This window comes from Paracoccus sp. ME4 (assembly GCF_046736325.1).
GTDB lineage: Bacteria > Pseudomonadota > Alphaproteobacteria > Rhodobacterales > Rhodobacteraceae > Paracoccus.
This window is the reverse complement of the sequence record NZ_CP151277.1, coordinates 271430-286527: the sequence shown is the minus strand read 5'-3', so window position 1 is coordinate 286527 and position 15098 is coordinate 271430. Positions and strand designations below refer to the sequence as shown.

The 15098-nt window shown below is 62.3% G+C and carries 13 protein-coding genes; 8 read left to right on the top strand and 5 right to left on the bottom strand.

The window, feature by feature from the left end; genetic code table 11:
* The first annotated feature begins 1 nt into the window (after nucleotide 1).
* Nucleotides 2-1075: an Ada metal-binding domain-containing protein gene (locus AACG61_RS16950; RefSeq protein ID WP_411839571.1), complete on the top strand. Its 1074-nt coding sequence runs from the start codon at nucleotides 2-4 to the stop codon at nucleotides 1073-1075.
* Nucleotides 1076-2488: 1413 nt separating this feature from the next.
* Here the strand turns inward: AACG61_RS16950 and AACG61_RS16945 are convergent.
* The 4 genes from AACG61_RS16945 to repA all read right to left on the bottom strand — a co-directional run bounded on the left by AACG61_RS16945 (nucleotide 2489) and on the right by repA (nucleotide 6517).
* Nucleotides 2489-2701, bottom strand: a complete 213-nt coding sequence (locus AACG61_RS16945) for a hypothetical protein (protein ID WP_411839570.1) — start codon at nucleotides 2699-2701, stop codon at nucleotides 2489-2491.
* A 68-nt stretch (nucleotides 2702-2769) separates the two neighbouring features.
* Nucleotides 2770-3924, bottom strand: a complete 1155-nt coding sequence (gene repC / locus AACG61_RS16940) for a plasmid replication protein RepC (protein ID WP_411839569.1) — start codon at nucleotides 3922-3924, stop codon at nucleotides 2770-2772.
* A 284-nt stretch (nucleotides 3925-4208) separates the two neighbouring features.
* Nucleotides 4209-5306, bottom strand: coding sequence for a plasmid partitioning protein RepB (gene repB, locus AACG61_RS16935; protein ID WP_411839568.1), 1098 nt, complete (start codon nucleotides 5304-5306; stop codon nucleotides 4209-4211).
* The gene (gene repA, locus AACG61_RS16930; protein ID WP_411839567.1) at nucleotides 5306-6517 is read right to left on the bottom strand and encodes a plasmid partitioning protein RepA; all 1212 of its coding nucleotides are present in this window, start codon (nucleotides 6515-6517) and stop codon (nucleotides 5306-5308) included. The genes repB and repA overlap by 1 nt, the downstream gene beginning before the upstream one ends.
* A gap of 513 nt (nucleotides 6518-7030) precedes the next feature.
* Here repA and AACG61_RS16925 point away from each other — a divergent pair.
* A complete protein-coding gene (locus tag AACG61_RS16925) occupies nucleotides 7031-7675 on the top strand; it encodes a helix-turn-helix domain-containing protein (RefSeq protein ID WP_411839566.1) in 645 nt (214 codons plus the stop codon).
* A gap of 155 nt (nucleotides 7676-7830) precedes the next feature.
* Nucleotides 7831-8376 (top strand): hypothetical protein, encoded by a 546-nt coding sequence (locus tag AACG61_RS16920; RefSeq protein ID WP_411839565.1) that lies wholly within the window; start codon nucleotides 7831-7833, stop codon nucleotides 8374-8376.
* A 63-nt stretch (nucleotides 8377-8439) separates the two neighbouring features.
* Here AACG61_RS16920 and AACG61_RS16915 read toward each other — a convergent pair whose 3' ends face one another.
* Nucleotides 8440-9360 (bottom strand): recombinase family protein, encoded by a 921-nt coding sequence (locus AACG61_RS16915; protein WP_411839564.1) that lies wholly within the window; start codon nucleotides 9358-9360, stop codon nucleotides 8440-8442.
* A gap of 388 nt (nucleotides 9361-9748) precedes the next feature.
* Here AACG61_RS16915 and AACG61_RS16910 point away from each other — a divergent pair, with 388 nt between their 5' ends.
* The 5 genes from AACG61_RS16910 (at nucleotide 9749) to nrdE (ending at nucleotide 15063) form a co-directional block, all read left to right on the top strand.
* Nucleotides 9749-10978, top strand: coding sequence for a hypothetical protein (locus AACG61_RS16910; RefSeq protein ID WP_411839563.1), 1230 nt, complete (start codon nucleotides 9749-9751; stop codon nucleotides 10976-10978).
* Between the two features lie 46 nt (nucleotides 10979-11024).
* Complete coding sequence (locus tag AACG61_RS16905) at nucleotides 11025-11939, top strand: hypothetical protein (RefSeq protein WP_411839562.1); 915 nt, start codon at nucleotides 11025-11027, stop codon at nucleotides 11937-11939.
* A gap of 214 nt (nucleotides 11940-12153) precedes the next feature.
* Nucleotides 12154-12486 carry a glutaredoxin family protein gene (locus AACG61_RS16900; protein ID WP_411839561.1) on the top strand — a complete coding sequence of 111 codons (333 nt, stop codon included), beginning with the start codon at nucleotides 12154-12156 and terminating at the stop codon, nucleotides 12484-12486.
* A gap of 10 nt (nucleotides 12487-12496) precedes the next feature.
* Nucleotides 12497-12913 carry a class Ib ribonucleoside-diphosphate reductase assembly flavoprotein NrdI gene (gene nrdI / locus AACG61_RS16895; RefSeq protein WP_411839560.1) on the top strand — a complete coding sequence of 139 codons (417 nt, stop codon included), beginning with the start codon at nucleotides 12497-12499 and terminating at the stop codon, nucleotides 12911-12913.
* Nucleotides 12877-15063: a class 1b ribonucleoside-diphosphate reductase subunit alpha gene (gene nrdE, locus AACG61_RS16890; protein WP_411839559.1), complete on the top strand. Its 2187-nt coding sequence runs from the start codon at nucleotides 12877-12879 to the stop codon at nucleotides 15061-15063. The genes nrdI and nrdE overlap by 37 nt, the downstream gene beginning before the upstream one ends.
* The last annotated feature ends 35 nt before the right edge of the window (nucleotides 15064-15098 follow it).

The following is a 15098-nucleotide window of genomic DNA, read 5'->3' as shown; positions in this document are numbered from 1 at the left end:
TATGCGAATTACTGAAATCATCACGGCTGTTGCCCTGTTGATCCCGGCCGGTTCCTTCTTGGCTGCACCGGCCCACGCGATCGAGACCTATGTCGGCAGCTGGAACGCCCTGCACCTCGGATGGAACAACGGGAAGGACTATGCCGCTGCGGCCAAGGTTGCGGCATCCTTCGACCTGGTTGCCCTGCAGGAGGTCATGTCCGTTGAGGGGCTCGAGCAGCTCGAGCAGAGTGTCGAGGCGCTGACTGGAGAGAGCTGGAGCACGATGGCCTCCGCTGCCATCGGCCGAGGATCCTACCGGGAGCATTACGCCTTCCTGTGGCGTGACGCCCAGGTGAGCTGGGTTGATGGCGCGCTCGTATACCTCGACGATCGAGACGCCTTTTCCAGGGAGCCCTTCTCGGCCCGCTTCGAGACTGTCGATGGATACCAGCTGGTGCTGGCCTCCGTCCATCTGATCTATGGTGAGACCGTCGAAGGCCGGGAGTTCGAGGCGGAGGCTCTCGCCGGATACAAGTCATGGCTCGAGGACAGCTTCCCGGAAACACCGATCTTCATTGCCGGGGATTTCAATCTGCCTCCCTCGAATCCTGCCTGGGCTTCTGTCGGGGTAAATTCCGCGCCGCTCATTACGGAGGGCGCGACGACCCTTTCGAAGAGTGATGGTCGGTTTGCCAATCTCTACGACAACATCTGGGCACCGGCCGGCGTCTCGCTGCCCATCACTGGCTCCGGGATCCACGACTTTCCAGCAGCTCTCAAGATGACGCATGAGGATGCGCGTGACCGTGTGTCCGATCATGCCCCGGTCTTCATGGTCCTCGATCCGGAGGCGAACTTCGTCACCCTCGCGCCCCACTTCCAGGGGACGCAACGCGCGGTCCTGGCTGATGCACGGGAACCCGCAGGAGCGCCGGATCAGCAGATCATCCGGGGTAACCGCAATTCCAAGATCTATCATCGTCCGGACTGTCCGAGCTACGACGCCGTCTCAGAGCGAAACGTTGAGATCTTCGCAACAGAGGTGGACGCGGCTTCGGCCGGATACAGGTTGGCCGGGAACTGCCCTGCCTGAAACATCCGGTTCTGAGTGCCCCCCTGCCCTACTGTCCTTTTCGGCGCAACACCATGTGAGGTGATCCGTGGGCTGGGCTACCGTAGATGGCACATCATGGGACCATGCACCCCCCCTGCCCCACAAGGCTCTGAAATGGATCCCCTCAGAGGCCGATCCGAAACGTGTCTTCATGCCAGTTTACCCGGGTAAATCAGACAGCATCACTGACCTTTTTACCCGGGTAAATTAGGCCGACCGGCCGGACGGTGCTGTTCGCTTCGGACTACAAGGATGAGCCGGATCGGACGTGTTGGCCGGATATACCGGAGTAAACGGCGCTCGTCATCATCACCATCAGGATCCTATCGAGGATCAGATGTGGCTCTCGCCCAAGATGGCTGCATGAGACGGCACGGTGTTCCGGAAAGACGGAGCCCAGCAGGCCGCCGCCATCGGCCCGCAAAACATGTCGCACGTTGATGATGTCTCGCAACTGCAAGATGACCAGCGATGTTTGAGCATCGGACCTTGCACCGTGACGGCCACGGCATCGCGCAGTTGGTGGCGGCCAGCGGCTTTTGCCGAAATGCTCAGATCGATGGTAAATGGGCTGGCTGCGTGCCTGTCCCGAACGGCTGGACCAGGTCACGGCACGGGGTTACCTGGGTAAATCCGGGATCAAGCCCCGGCGCTTGCTCTTGCCGCCTGACTGGGCCGATCATGATCTCCGCTGCCAGCGCTCCGGCATTCTGATCCGATATCCCCCGTGAGTTTCCACAGGTGCCACGTTCGCGCTTCGGATGTGAGTATGCCTCGTTCAACGCGTTGTCGGGCAATGGTGCGTGGAGCGTATCGCTTACCCAGGTAAGCCGCACATACCCGATGTGCTCATGAGGCTCCGCAGACCCATCCGGAACCAAGGTTCTCCAGCCCTCTGCACGGACTTGCCAGGGCCCCTTGTTTGGCTTCGTGGTATTCACGAGAAGTCCATACGGAAGAATTGGACAGGCGCGGCGCCCGGCAACGGGCTACCAGATCCGACTCCCGCAGCGCGATCTGGCGATGGGTTGCGAGACCAAATCGCAGGCCCGGAATCAATCGGCTGACATATGGGTCCTTGGTGACAGGTTACCGAGGCAGCGCCAGGTGTGCCGAATTTCGCGGTGTCACTGGTCAGCAGGTCTTTCAGGTCTCGAGGTCCATAATGTGACGATGTTCCCATATCGATGCGCTGGTGATTTACCCAGGTCAATAGGTCAGTCCGGCTTACCCGTTTACCCGGGTAAATTGCCCCCCGGTCATCCGAGGCCATGTCTGCGATGCATGAGGTGAAGACGGAGGTCCGAGCCCGGGTCCGGACCTGATTCACCCGATGCAGGTCAGCAAGAGTCCCGCGTATCCGGAGCAGCGGCACCGAAGATGCGGCAGGACCTACTCCATGATATTCGGGCAGTCGAATACGACAAGGGTCAGGCGGGGATTCAGATCGGCGGCACGACCGTTGCCGGAAAGCAGGGTGGTCACAGAGGAAATGCATCCTGAAAGGCAGGTAATCAGCCGCGGGGCAGGGCGCGTCATTGCCCCTATCGCTTCCTGGAATCGCGACGCTGCAGAGCGGATACCGCGGAAGATATGCGCATCCATGGTCTGATGCCGCATCGCTCGAGGGAGCGATCCGCGGAGCGCATCATGCGGGCAGCGCTTTGACCTCCTCATGCGGCGACGGCTCCAACTCTCTTCGTGCTGCGCAGGAAACGGGTTGCGCAGAAGTCTGAGCCCTTCGAGATCAGCTTCGTCAGGTATCCAGCAGGGTTGCGGATCAATCCTGGTTCGACGCGCTCGACCATGCATAGGATCGCGGCTGAGAAGGATGGACCGCCGAGCTGCTCCAGCGCCTTGCGCCAGAGCGCATCCGGTATGCCAATGTTTGGTGCCATCTCCGTTGCATACCTGACCATTTCCAACCAGTTTCTCGGCGACTCCGGGGTATAGGCCATAGCGCGCGGACATGCTCTGGCAATCTCATGGAAATCAAGACTATCGGCACGCGCCTGTGTTCGCTCCGGCTCTCGTCTTTGCAGTCGCAGCGCTTTCTTATCAATATTATTCTGTATGACTCTCTGTTGGTGCGTATCATTTCGATGCGCATCGCATGTCGGAATCGCGTCACCGCTGCCTTCTTCGGTCACTGCATCGCAGCGTTCTACGGGATCCATATCAGGCTCCACCGCGGCTCCGCGAACGTCGTGGGAGGTCGAATAGGCATCCTCCGAGGTCAGCTCGCCGATCAGGCTCTCCATGAGCTCCAGTGAGGCGTTGCGGTTCCGAAGCAGGGCGCGGATCCGGATGTCCTCCTCCGATTCCGGGGTAAAGGACATCCGGATCAGGGAGAGCTCATCGCGCAACATCTTGCGATGCAGCTGCCTGGCCAACGCACGGTCGCGCGCATCCAGGAACTCCTTCTCCCGATCGAGAAGCGGCGACAGATCGATCCCGAAGGCGGAGCGGATCTGGCCGGACGCGTCCCGACGGACATATCGCTTCCCGTTGGGAGAGCTCCTCCGGATGACGAACTGCTTTTCGATCAGGTCCCGCATCACGCGCTGGATCCGCTGCACATCCATGCCGCGCGCGCGCTCCGACATCGCCAGGTTCGACGCGAAGACGATCGGTCGACCTTCCGGCCCGGTCTCCTGGAGAAAGGAGCCCAGCATGTCGAGAACGGTGAGATGCCGTTCCTTCAGCCCGTATTCGGACGCCGCCGCCTGCAGGGCGCGGACGACGTGCCAAACCCGTTCGCGGAGCGGGGCAGGGCCCGCCGCGTTGCGCCCCTGTAAAGGAAGCGCATCAGTAGTGTATGTTTTCATGCCTCATCACGAGAGACGCCGTCGGGATGAGCCCGCGGAAGCAAGTTTACCTGGGTAAACGGCCATGACTTATCCGTGACCGGCAGCAAAGATGCCGGAATCCTGGATGAAAGTGTCCGTTCGCCCGAAAGGCGTTATTGACAGCGAATCTGGGGGGGTGCTACACAGATGGTGCAAACGACTGTGTGGGCTCTCCGGGATCCGTCCTGGGGGGCTCATTTCTTTTCTGGCGTGCGGTTCGTGCCTCCTTTTTCTGCTCGTTTACCTGGGTAAATCCGGCGACTTCAGTCGTCGGCCTTCGTGCTGGCGGCCCATTCTGCATGGAGCCTTTCCAGCAGCTTCGTCCCGTTGCTTTCCAGCCAACGGGCGAATTCTGTCTCGCGCGGTTCAGCGCTCAGGAAAACCCGGCCACCGCTCTTGCGGATGTCACCGATCCTCTTGCCATTGTGGCTGGAGAAGACCGGCACCTTGACGGATTTCCTATTACTATCAATTGCTTGCGTATTATCTTTACCCGTTGTTCCTGCCTGCGTCCCTTGGGACGTCCCGTCCCGGATGAGATCGAGCCAGGCCTCGAAGCGGGCCATGCCATCCATATCCGGGGTAAAGTAATCCGGGGCAGGGCAGGGCGCCTCGATGCCGGCCTTGACGATGCGCTCCACCGCATCATGCCAGCGCTTCCATCCGACCCCGTGGCAGGGCCCGATCGTCTCCAGCACCCGGCGGTCGACATTGGTCACGACCCTACGCATGTGGGAGAGGTAGGGCTTGGAGACGCACAGAGCCTCGGCCAGCACATCCGTCGAGTAGCCGGCCTCCTCGAGCGAGGCGGCAAAGAGCGCCTTTTCGATGAAGGACGGGTCGAGCCGGTCGTTGTTCTCCTGGCCCTGAACGAGGATGGCCTCTTCCTCGTCCATCGTGCGAACCAGGGCGCGGGCCTGGAACCCCAGCAGCCTCAGCGCCGCGAGCCGACGGCGGCCGTAGACGATGATGAACCTGCCCGCGGCGTCCGGGTTCGGCCGCAGCAGGATGGGGACCCGCAGGCCGTGCTTGCGGATGCTCTCGGCAAGATCCCGAATATCGTCTTCGCCGAAAGCCATCCGATCCGAATAAGGGCTCGCGTCGATCAGATCCGGATCGATGTCGCGAAGGCCGCTCGGAGCGCTGTTCCTGAGTTCGGCCGCAAGCGCCCCGACGGCGCCGCGTCGGAATGGGGCAGGGACGTCCGGGCGCGCAACCGTCTGCTGGGCGCTCTCCGCGGCCTCCCTGGCCCCCGTTGCACCCTTTCCGGACGGCGGAGAAGCCTTCGATGCGTTCCGGACGGCATCCTCCTTCAGCATCTCTTCCATGACGCTGCCGAACATGTTGGGTTTCTTGGCCATCAGATACGCCCCCATGCTTGATGCATCGCGACCTCGATCTCGTCGACGACCTTGTTGATCGAGTCGAGCGCACGGTCGAGTGTCGCGCGCGTCACCTGGCTTCGGTCGATCTCGTAGAGGCTCATCTGGCGCAGTCCCGCGTCCGACACGGCGGTGGACTTCAGGAAGGGCTCCGTCATGAGCCTGGCCCCGAAGTTGAAGCGCAGGAAGGCCGCCATCTGTGCCTGCGGCGAATCCGAAGGCTCGTAACGGCACAGGAGGTAACGCTGAAAGTCATACTGGTAGTTCACCCCCGCATCGCCGATCACGTTCAGCATGGAAGTCGCCATGCTCAGGAACTGGCTGAGCGATGCGACATCGACCATGTTGGGGATCACCGGAATGATCATCCCGGTCGCCGCGGTCATTGCCGAGAGGGTGAGGAAACCCAGCTGAGGCGGGCAATCGATGATGACCACGTCATACCGGTCCGCCACCTGCTCGATCGCGTCGTTCAGGCGGAAGTAGAACTTCCGATCGCCCTCCTTCAGAAGGTTGACCGGGGTTTCCGTCTCGAACTCGGACAGAATCAACGCGGCGGGTGCGATGTCGAGACCATGGAAGTAGGTCTTGCGGATCACCCGCGACATGGGGACGGGATTCTTGTAGCGGATGGCCGCATAGATGGAGAGATCCTCGTCCGTCTCATCCATTTCGAGATCGAGCGAGATGCCCATCATGCTGGTCAGCGATGCCTGGGGATCCATGTCGATCATCAGGACCCGGTAACCCTTCAGCGCGAGCCGCTGCGCCAAGTGATTCGCCGTCGTAGACTTGCTCGATCCACCCTTGAAAGTGGTTATTCCGATGACCTGAAGGTGCTCTTCACCCGATCTGGTCGGCATGTATTGGCGGGGATTCCGGGCCGTCCGGGCCAGCGCCTCGCGGGCCGCCCAGATATCCGATGCACTATAGGTGCGGTGCCCGCGCGCATCCTGCGCCACGTCAGGGATCCGGCCTTCATGATGGAGCTTGCGCAGGTTCGACACCGACACACCCAGCAGCGCGGCCGTCTCGGCCACCCCGAAGGTCCTCAGGTGCTTGCGATCGTCCGGGGAGAAGACGTTCCTGATGTGCTTGGCAAGGGAAGTCCGCAGCCGCTCGTCATCTGCGACGAGATCCGCTACGATATCCAAGCCCGGTGCCTGGCCGATCATGCTCTCGACGGTCATGTGCCTGTTCCCTCGTGCCCTGCCACTTATGATTCTCCTCCTTGGCGTTCCGCACGGTTAAAGGGCACAGTGCGCCATTGGAGCGTTATGGCTGTTTGAGCCTTAATGACACCCGGCGGCCGGATATGGCAAGTTTTTTCCTATCCAGGATGCACATGATCTGTATCGAGTGGTTCAGATGCGTCGAAATGCCCAGCAAAACCTTGCACAAATATTGTTTCGCCGCAGCCTTCATGCTCCGTTCGGGCGCTCATCGAGGCGTCCCTCGAGCGCGCTCCATGTGCCGTGGGTGACGCTCCAGCTCTGATTCCCTTCCCGCGGCCCTGGATCGCGTCCGGCAACTCCATCCGGTGATTCCCCCTTTGCGAATTTGCCTTCATGCCAAGTCCGCGTGTCCGCCAGGACGTTCACCTTCTGGTCGCACCCCCAAGCTTGCGTGATTGCTTGCGCCATGAGCTCGGCGACCATATGTCCAAGGGATTCACAGTCGTCGGATAGGATGCTGCAGGATCAATGCTCGAGACGTTGCCAGGCCTCGCTCCCGATTTCCAGATGCGGCTTGACGAGGAACTCAGGGATATCGCCACGAGCGGGTATTCTCTCATCACCCAATCTGCCGGATCGCTGATGGGCGAGATCTACACCACCACGGACAAGTCCTGGATGCCGACATATGCAAGCAGGCATCTATGGGTGGTCGATCCGGTCATACGCTTCGCTTGTTGCGGGATTGGCATGAAGACCTTCGAGGATATCTTCGCGGAGAGCCCGGTGCCGGCCGGATATGCCAGCGATCTCATCGATCGTTGCGGCTTCAATTACGGCACGGTCATCGCCGACAGGCGACAAGACGGATCAAAGTGCGCGCTGATTGTCAACAGGCCGGACCGAAAACTGACCGACGATGAAAACCAGACGATCGCGACGATCCTCGCTCGCATCATCGAACACCTGGACAGCTTCATGGGCCTGTCGCAGGCGGACCTCGCCATGCTCCGACTGCTGTCGGAAGGGCTTGACCAGGAAACGATAGCCTACCGCATGTGTGTCTCTCGTGATGCGGTGAAGAAGCGCATCGACAGGGTCCGCCGTCGGATGGGCGCGCGCAATGCAACACATGCGGTATCTTTGGCACTAAAGAACAACCTTCTGGTGTAAATACGCAAAATTCCCCTTTTGGGGAAGTAGGCGAAAATCCGCTGGATTTGGATTTTGTCCGACGTTATTTGGTTCCCTCGGTCACACCGTTGTGACTAGCGAGCCATAGGTCAGGCGCAAGCAGGATCTGGGTAAATCTTCGGAAGGAAGTCCAAATGCCCAGTTGTGAGACGAGCGATCACACTCAAAATGTGGATCCGGTTCATCTGAATGAGGTAGGCACGATCGAAGTCGGCCCCCTGCGCCAGATGGGCCGTTCCGAGCTCCTCTCCCTGATGGATGAGCATTCGCTGACGACAGGCTTCGACATCGGGATCCGCCTGCGGAGTCTCGGCAACGGAATGATGTCCATGTTCTGCTCCGGTCGGGAGATCCCGGGTTACTTCCTGGAAAAGAACGGGTTCGGCATGGAGGCCTGCGAAGAGGACGTCGAGGGCTTCCTGCTCGATGCAACATGCCGCGGGACGGTCGTGAGCGTGATGGGGCAGAGCATCACTGACAAGGGCGTCGCCATCGTCAGCCGCTCCAGCCATGTCCGCAGTGACAAGTCGATCTCCACGAGCGCCATCCGCCACCTCAGGAATGGGGATGCCGAGCTTCCGATCATGGTCACCAGCAATGTTCCCCGGAGCCGCCTTCAGATGGCCGTTCGCTATCGTGCGAACCACCTTCACCTCGTTCCCAAGGTCGAGCACTCATGATCCGTTGGTCTGAATGGGCGGTCCGAGGTATTCACGGTCTGCCTCTTTAAGACTTCCGGGCCTTCACGCTCCCTGACCATCAGACGCACTGATATCGGCTTCCACGAGGCCGAGATCCCTTGCGCGGTTCAGCAGATTGGCGACACTCGATCTGCTCCATTTCGAACGTCCCCGCGGAGTGCGCTCACGCAGCTGTTCCAGGCGCATCGCGATCTTCTCCAGTGTCATGCCATCCCCACTACCGTGAATGGCCGCGATCAGCACGAGCTGACGATCGTCGCCGCTGCGACGCGGGGCCCGCCCAAGCACCGAACTCTCCAGCATCCCGGAATCGACCATCGCGCGGACTGCGCGGAGCAGGCGTTTCTCGCTCCAGGCCTCCTGTCCGGCTGGCAGCGTCGAATTGAGAAGCCGCACGAGATCCTCCCAGGGCATGTGAGGTCGCTGGCGGCGGACGAGCCCCATCCAGGCGGACGACTGCTCGACGACCCTGTCGAGCCATAGCTCCCTGCGCCCCTGAGCCATCCGGCGAATCATGCGCGGGTCCTTCGAGACCAGAGCCGGATTTCCGCCGACCCTTCCCTGTTCCCGGGCGGATCTCAGGCCGGAGATGGTCCGGTCTCGGATGAGCGATCGCTCGAGCTCGGCCGCGGCGCCCAGCACCTGCATGGCGAACTTTCCCTGAGGACTGCCTGAATCGATCGGATCGCGCAGGGATCGGAATGAGGCCCCGCGGCGCTCCAGGCCCTCGATCACCTCCAGAAGGTGCGACAAGGACCTCGCAAGGCGATCAAGGCGCACAACGACCAGGCTGTCGCCTGCGGCGATGCTCCTGAGAAGGGTCGTCAGAACCGGCCTTGCGCGATTGCCGCCGGAGGCATGCTCCTCATGGATCACCGAGCAGCCCGCCGCCGTCAGCTCCTCGCGCTGCGACGAGATGTTCTGCTCTCCGGTGGAGACGCGGGCATAACCGATGAGGGCCATTCGGGTGTTCCTCGATCCATGGCGGGTCCGATGGGGGCAGCATATCCCGCCGAGCGGGTCCTGTCCAAACTAGGATGTCGCCTAAATACGGTCGTATGCAGGCATCCGCAACTCCCTCCTCCTGGAACCCGCCGATTGTGTGAACGACCGGATTTCCCTGTTTCCAAGCGCCTGAGCCGCATGAGGGCCCTTCTCGGCCCAGTGGTCGGCATGACGAACGCCGGAAGGGCAGGGGGCTCGGAGACGTTGCCACCTAAGGGGCTCTGGCAAGTCCGAGCCAACAGAAAATGACAGGTCATTACGTTCCGAGATAGTCGGTAAGGCATCGACATCGCAGGATAAGTGTATTTGATACATGAAACCCCTGAGCGGCCCCCGGAGGTGCGAGGTGAGCGAACCGGAGATCTTCGACCTGGCTCTCGGAGCGGAGGTCCGCGCCGCGCGCATCGAGGCTGCGCTCGACGCCGATCCAAGGCTGGGGCAGCAGTGGAGAGCAGAGGTGGGCATCGCGGAGGCGGTCTGCTCCGTCGGGCTGGAGGATGTGCGCATATCCGCGCCCGGTCTCCTTCAGCGCATTGTCCGGAACCGCATCGGTGAACTGGACACCAGTGCCGCCGAGAACGCGCTCGCAATCCTGAGATTCATCCGGTCTCCCTTTTCAGGGCAGGGCGGCGGCGCGGGATGCATGGAACGCGTCATGCGCTTCTGTCCCTCTCCGGGGTCCGGCGAGGCCCCCTGGCCCGGACCGGAGGAGCTGGCCGGCGTCTTCGAGCACTGCCGGGGCAGGGCGCCGATCCTGGAAGCGCTGCGGGCATCCGGCACCTTCGGCCTGATGACGGAGCGGCGCTCGCCCGTGGCGGAACGCCTGGTCTTCATGGCGGCCGAGCATCTCTCGCGCAGCAAGTCGGCCCAGGCCGTCGGCCCGCGGCGCGATGACCCGCTGCGCGGCCTCGGCGGTCGATACGATGCCAGTTGGATCATCCCACCGGCCCTGAGCCTGATCGCCGACGGTTTCAGGATCTGGTCCCCGGTCGGGCACGCACGCGCGCTGATCGAGGGCATCGACCGGCAGCTGGGGCGCGAGATCGGCCGGATCGGGACGGTCCGGCGATGGGTCTCGGAGGCTGATCGGGTGTCGCAGGCGCGCCATGGGCGTTCCAGGATCCACGATGCCGTCCGGGCCTTCACGATCGAGCCGCTCATGAGCATCCCGCAGCTCGCGGAACGCATTGCGGTCACGGAGCGCGGGGCGCTCAACCTCATGCTGGCCATGCGGGAGCAGGGGCTTGTGGTCGAACTGACCAGGCGCCGGTCCTCTCGTTACTGGGCCACCCCGGCACTGGCCTCCATGCTCGTCGATGCCGACCCCGGGGCGGTCGATACTGGTGGCAGGAGGCGCTCCGCGCCAGCATCGAGGGTCGGTGATCGTCCCGACGAACGGGGGGGCATCAAACCGGGCGGTCCCGTCGACCTGAAGCGCGCCCACCCGCCACGCGCCTTGAAGGCAGAGGCCGAGGAATCCATGTCGCGAGCCATGGAGAGCTTCGATCGCGCACTCGACGAGGCTGATGCGATCCTCTCCAGGATTCATATGAAAACCAAGCCTCAAGACAGGTAGCCTCAGCGATGCGGGCCGTCGCACGTGGCCTTCCGGCAGCCACGGGATGCCGGGCGAAGTCAAGGATCAGCTGGTCGACTACCAGACCCGGATGAACTGGCTGGCGCGCAATCCGGACCAGGATCCGGATTTCCGGCACTTCATCAATGCGAAGCCGCAGTGCGGCCAGCCCGGTGGCTTACACGAACGGCACTGTCGACAAGATCGCGGCCTCCGGGCCGCGATGGAATGTCCGCTTCTCCTCTGCACCATACGGATCGACGCGCAGAGGTCGCTTGTGCGAAATACAGAATTGCTCATTGTCATAAGCACAACGACATGTGATAATGCGAAAAAGAAATTAGATTATTTGGACATCGCCATGCCCCTTCCCTTGGAGCCGCTCGTGGTGCGGACCCTCACCCTCGAACCGAAGAAGCTGATGGCCTCGCTGCAGCTCGCCGAGAACGGCCTCAAGCGCTACATGACCCAGGCCCGCGCCATCACGCACCTCGCGACCCAATGGGTCGAGCAGGCCTACGGCATCCGCGCCGAGGATGACGGCGAGACCCTGCGCCTTCCGCACCCGGTCCTGCAGCTCAACGCCACGATCCGCACCTTCAACCGCGGCCGCATCCAGTTCTCGCGCTCGATCCGCACGGGTGGCCATCGCGACCCGCTGAGCACCCGCTCGGACATGCTCGCGGATACGGAGCGACTGGACTACTTCTTCGTGGTCGACATCCGCCGCTTCCCGCAGGCCGACATCTATCCGATCCGCGCGGCGAAGATCCTGAACTTCATTCACGGCCAGGACGTGGGAAAGAACGGCATCACCCCCGAGCAGTTCGACCGGTTCATCCGCCAGAACTTCGACGTCGAATTCGTCGACTATGACCACAAGGACTTCCTGCGCCGGGAGCGCCGCCTCAAGAAGTTGGGCCGTGACGACTTCCCGACCGTCACCCAGGTGAAGCGGTAAGCGCATGTAAAAATGCGAAAAACAGACGGTTCCGCAAGGATCAGGATCATGACGGGATGCACCATATCTTGTGGTGGCATGCCCCAGTGCTCCACCCGATTGTGGAAAACGCGAAAACCCGTCTTTGGCATTTCTCCGGTTTTCGCTAATGTCGGTGATGCGCCCGATCGAACCGACCAATCCAGGCGGGGCGGGCAGAGACAAGGATCAGTTCATGAGCACCGCGACCCCCGCGGCGGGCCCGGACACGGCCGCCGTCCATCTTGTCACCGTCTACTCCAAGCCCGCGTGCCCGCAATGCGATGCCACCAAGCGCTCGCTCGCCGCGAAGGGCGTCAGCTTCCGGTCGATCGACGTGATGGAGGATGCCGAGGCCTTCAAGCACGTGACGGAGACCCTCGGCATTCGCCAGATGCCGGTCGTCGAGGCCTTCGGGCAGGCTTGGTGCGGCTTTCTTCCCGCGAAGATCAGCTGGCTTCAGGCTGAGCTGGCCAAGCGTGCGGAGCCCGCCGTGGAGGTCGAAGAGACCCCCGAACCGTCGCTCTGAGGCACGGCTCATGGGCCTGATCGTCTACTGGAGCGGAAAGACCGGCAACACTGCGAAGTTCGTGGAGAGCCTGGGCATGCCGGCCCATCGGATCGGAAACCATGACGATCAGGTGCTCGTGACGGCGCCCTTCGTGCTCATCATCCCGACCTATGCCGACGGCCAGGGTCGTGGCGCCATCCCGAAACCGGTGCTCCGCTTCATGGCGGCGCCCCAGAACCGCAGCCGGATCCTCGGCGTGATCGGCGGCGGGAACCGCAACTTCGGACAGACATTCGCGGCCGGTGCCACGGCCGCTTCCATCAATTACGGCGTGCCTGTGCTCTATCGCTTCGAGCTCGCCGGCATGCCCCAGGACACCCATCGGGTTCAGGAAGGATTGCATCGGCTATGGACGGCTCAGCAGCAGACGCCTTTGGCGGCGTAGGCGAGGATCACTACTCGCTCAATGCCCGCCTCAAGTTCACCGACGAGGCCGGCGATATCGATTTCAGCGCGGATCGCCGCGCGGTCCGGGCCTATTTCCTGGACCATGTGAACCAGAACACGGTCTTCTTCCATTCGCTGCGCGAGAAGCTCGATTACCTGGTCGGCGAGGGCTACTACGACCCCGCGATCATCGAGGCCTATGACTTCTCGTTCATCGAGCGCCTCTGGGGCGCCGCCTTCGCGCAGAAGTTCCGCTTTCCGACACTGATGGGGGCTCACAAATACTACCGCTCCTATACGCTCAAGACCCGCGACGGGAAACGCTACCTCGAGCGCTTCGAGGACCGGATCTGCATGGTCGCGCTCGGGCTGGCGCGGGGCGACGAGAACTTCGCCATGTCGCTGATGCTCGAGATGATCTCCGGTCGATATCAGCCGGCGACGCCGACCTTCCTCAACACCGGCAAGAAGCGCCGGGGCGAGCTGGTCTCCTGCTTCCTGCTGCGGATCGAGGACAACATGGAGTCGATCGCACGCGGCATCAATTCGTCGCTGCAGCTCTCCAAGCGCGGCGGGGGCGTGGCACTGAACCTGACGAACCTGCGTGAGGCCGGCGCACCCATCAAGGGCATTGCCGGTCTTTGCGCGGGCGTCATCCCGGTGATGAAGCTTCTGGAGGACAGCTTCTCATACGCGAACCAGGACGGCGCCCGCCAGGGCGCGGGCGCGGTCTACCTGAATGCGCATCATCCCGACATCCTGTCCTTCCTGGACACGAAGCGCGAGAATGCCGACGAGAAGATCCGGATCAAGACGCTGTCGATCGGCGTGGTCCTGACCGACATCTTCATGAAGACCGCGGCCGCTAACGGCGAGGTCTACCTCTTCTCGCCCTACGACGTGAAGACGGTCTACGGCGTGCCGATGACCGAGATCTCCATCACCGATAAATATGCCGAGATGGTCGCCGACAAGCGGATCCGCAAGACCAAGGTCCGGGCGCGCAAGATCATGGAGACGATCGCCTCGATGCAGGCCGAGAGCGGCTACCCCTACATCATGTTCGAAGACACGGTGAACCGTGCGAACCCGATCAAGGGCCGCGTCACCATGTCGAACCTCTGCACCGAGATCCTGCAGGTCAGCGCGCCGTCGACCTATCAGGAAGATCTCGGCTACGCGGAAATCGGGGCCGACATCTCGTGCAATCTCGGATCGCTGAACATCGCCAAGGTGATGGATGGCGGATCGCTGGCACGGACGGTGCGCACCGCCATCCTCGCGCTCAGCTCCGTCTCCGAACAGAGCGCGATCAACGCCGTGCCCTCCGTGCGCCGCGGCAATGACGCCTTCCATGCGGTCGGGCTGGGTCAGATGAACCTGCATGGCTACCTGGCGCGCGAGGGGATCCGTTACGACAGCCCGGAGGCGGTCGAGTTCACCTCCTGCTATTTCGCGGCCATCACCTTCCATGCGCTGTCCGCCTCCAACGAGCTGGCGCGCCTGCGTCGGCAGACCTTCGAGGGCTTCGCGGATTCCGCCTACGCCAGTGGGGTGTATTTCGATAAATACGTGACGCGGGACTGGCTGCCCGTCCGCAGCGCAGTGGTCGACCTGTTCGCGAAGGCGGGAATCTCGCTCCCGACCCGAGCGGACTGGAAGGCGCTGAAGGAGGCCGTCATGCGCGACGGCATCTACAACGCCTACCTGCAGGCCGTGGCTCCGACCGGTTCGATCAGCTACATCAATCACTCGACCTCCGCCATCCATCCGGCGGTCGACCTGATCGAGGCCCGCAAGGAGGGCAAGACCGGCCTCATCTACGTCCCGGCCCCCCACCTCACCAACGAGAACCGCGCGGTCTACGGGGATGCCTATTCCTACGGCCCGGAAGCGATCATCGACATCTACGCGGCGGCAACCGAGCACGTCGACCAGGGCGTCTCGATGACCCTCTTCATGAACCGCTCCCAGCCCGACGGGCAGGGCGGGAAGAGGCCGACCACGACGCGCGACCTGAACAGGGTGCATATCCTGGCATACCGCAAGGGCATCAAGACCATCTACTACATCCGCATGAACGACGAGTCCCTCGAGGATGGGCTGTCGTCCGACAGCGGACCGGTCTGCGAGTCCTGCTCGATCTGAATGCCATCCGAACATCATGCCCCCGGATCACGCCG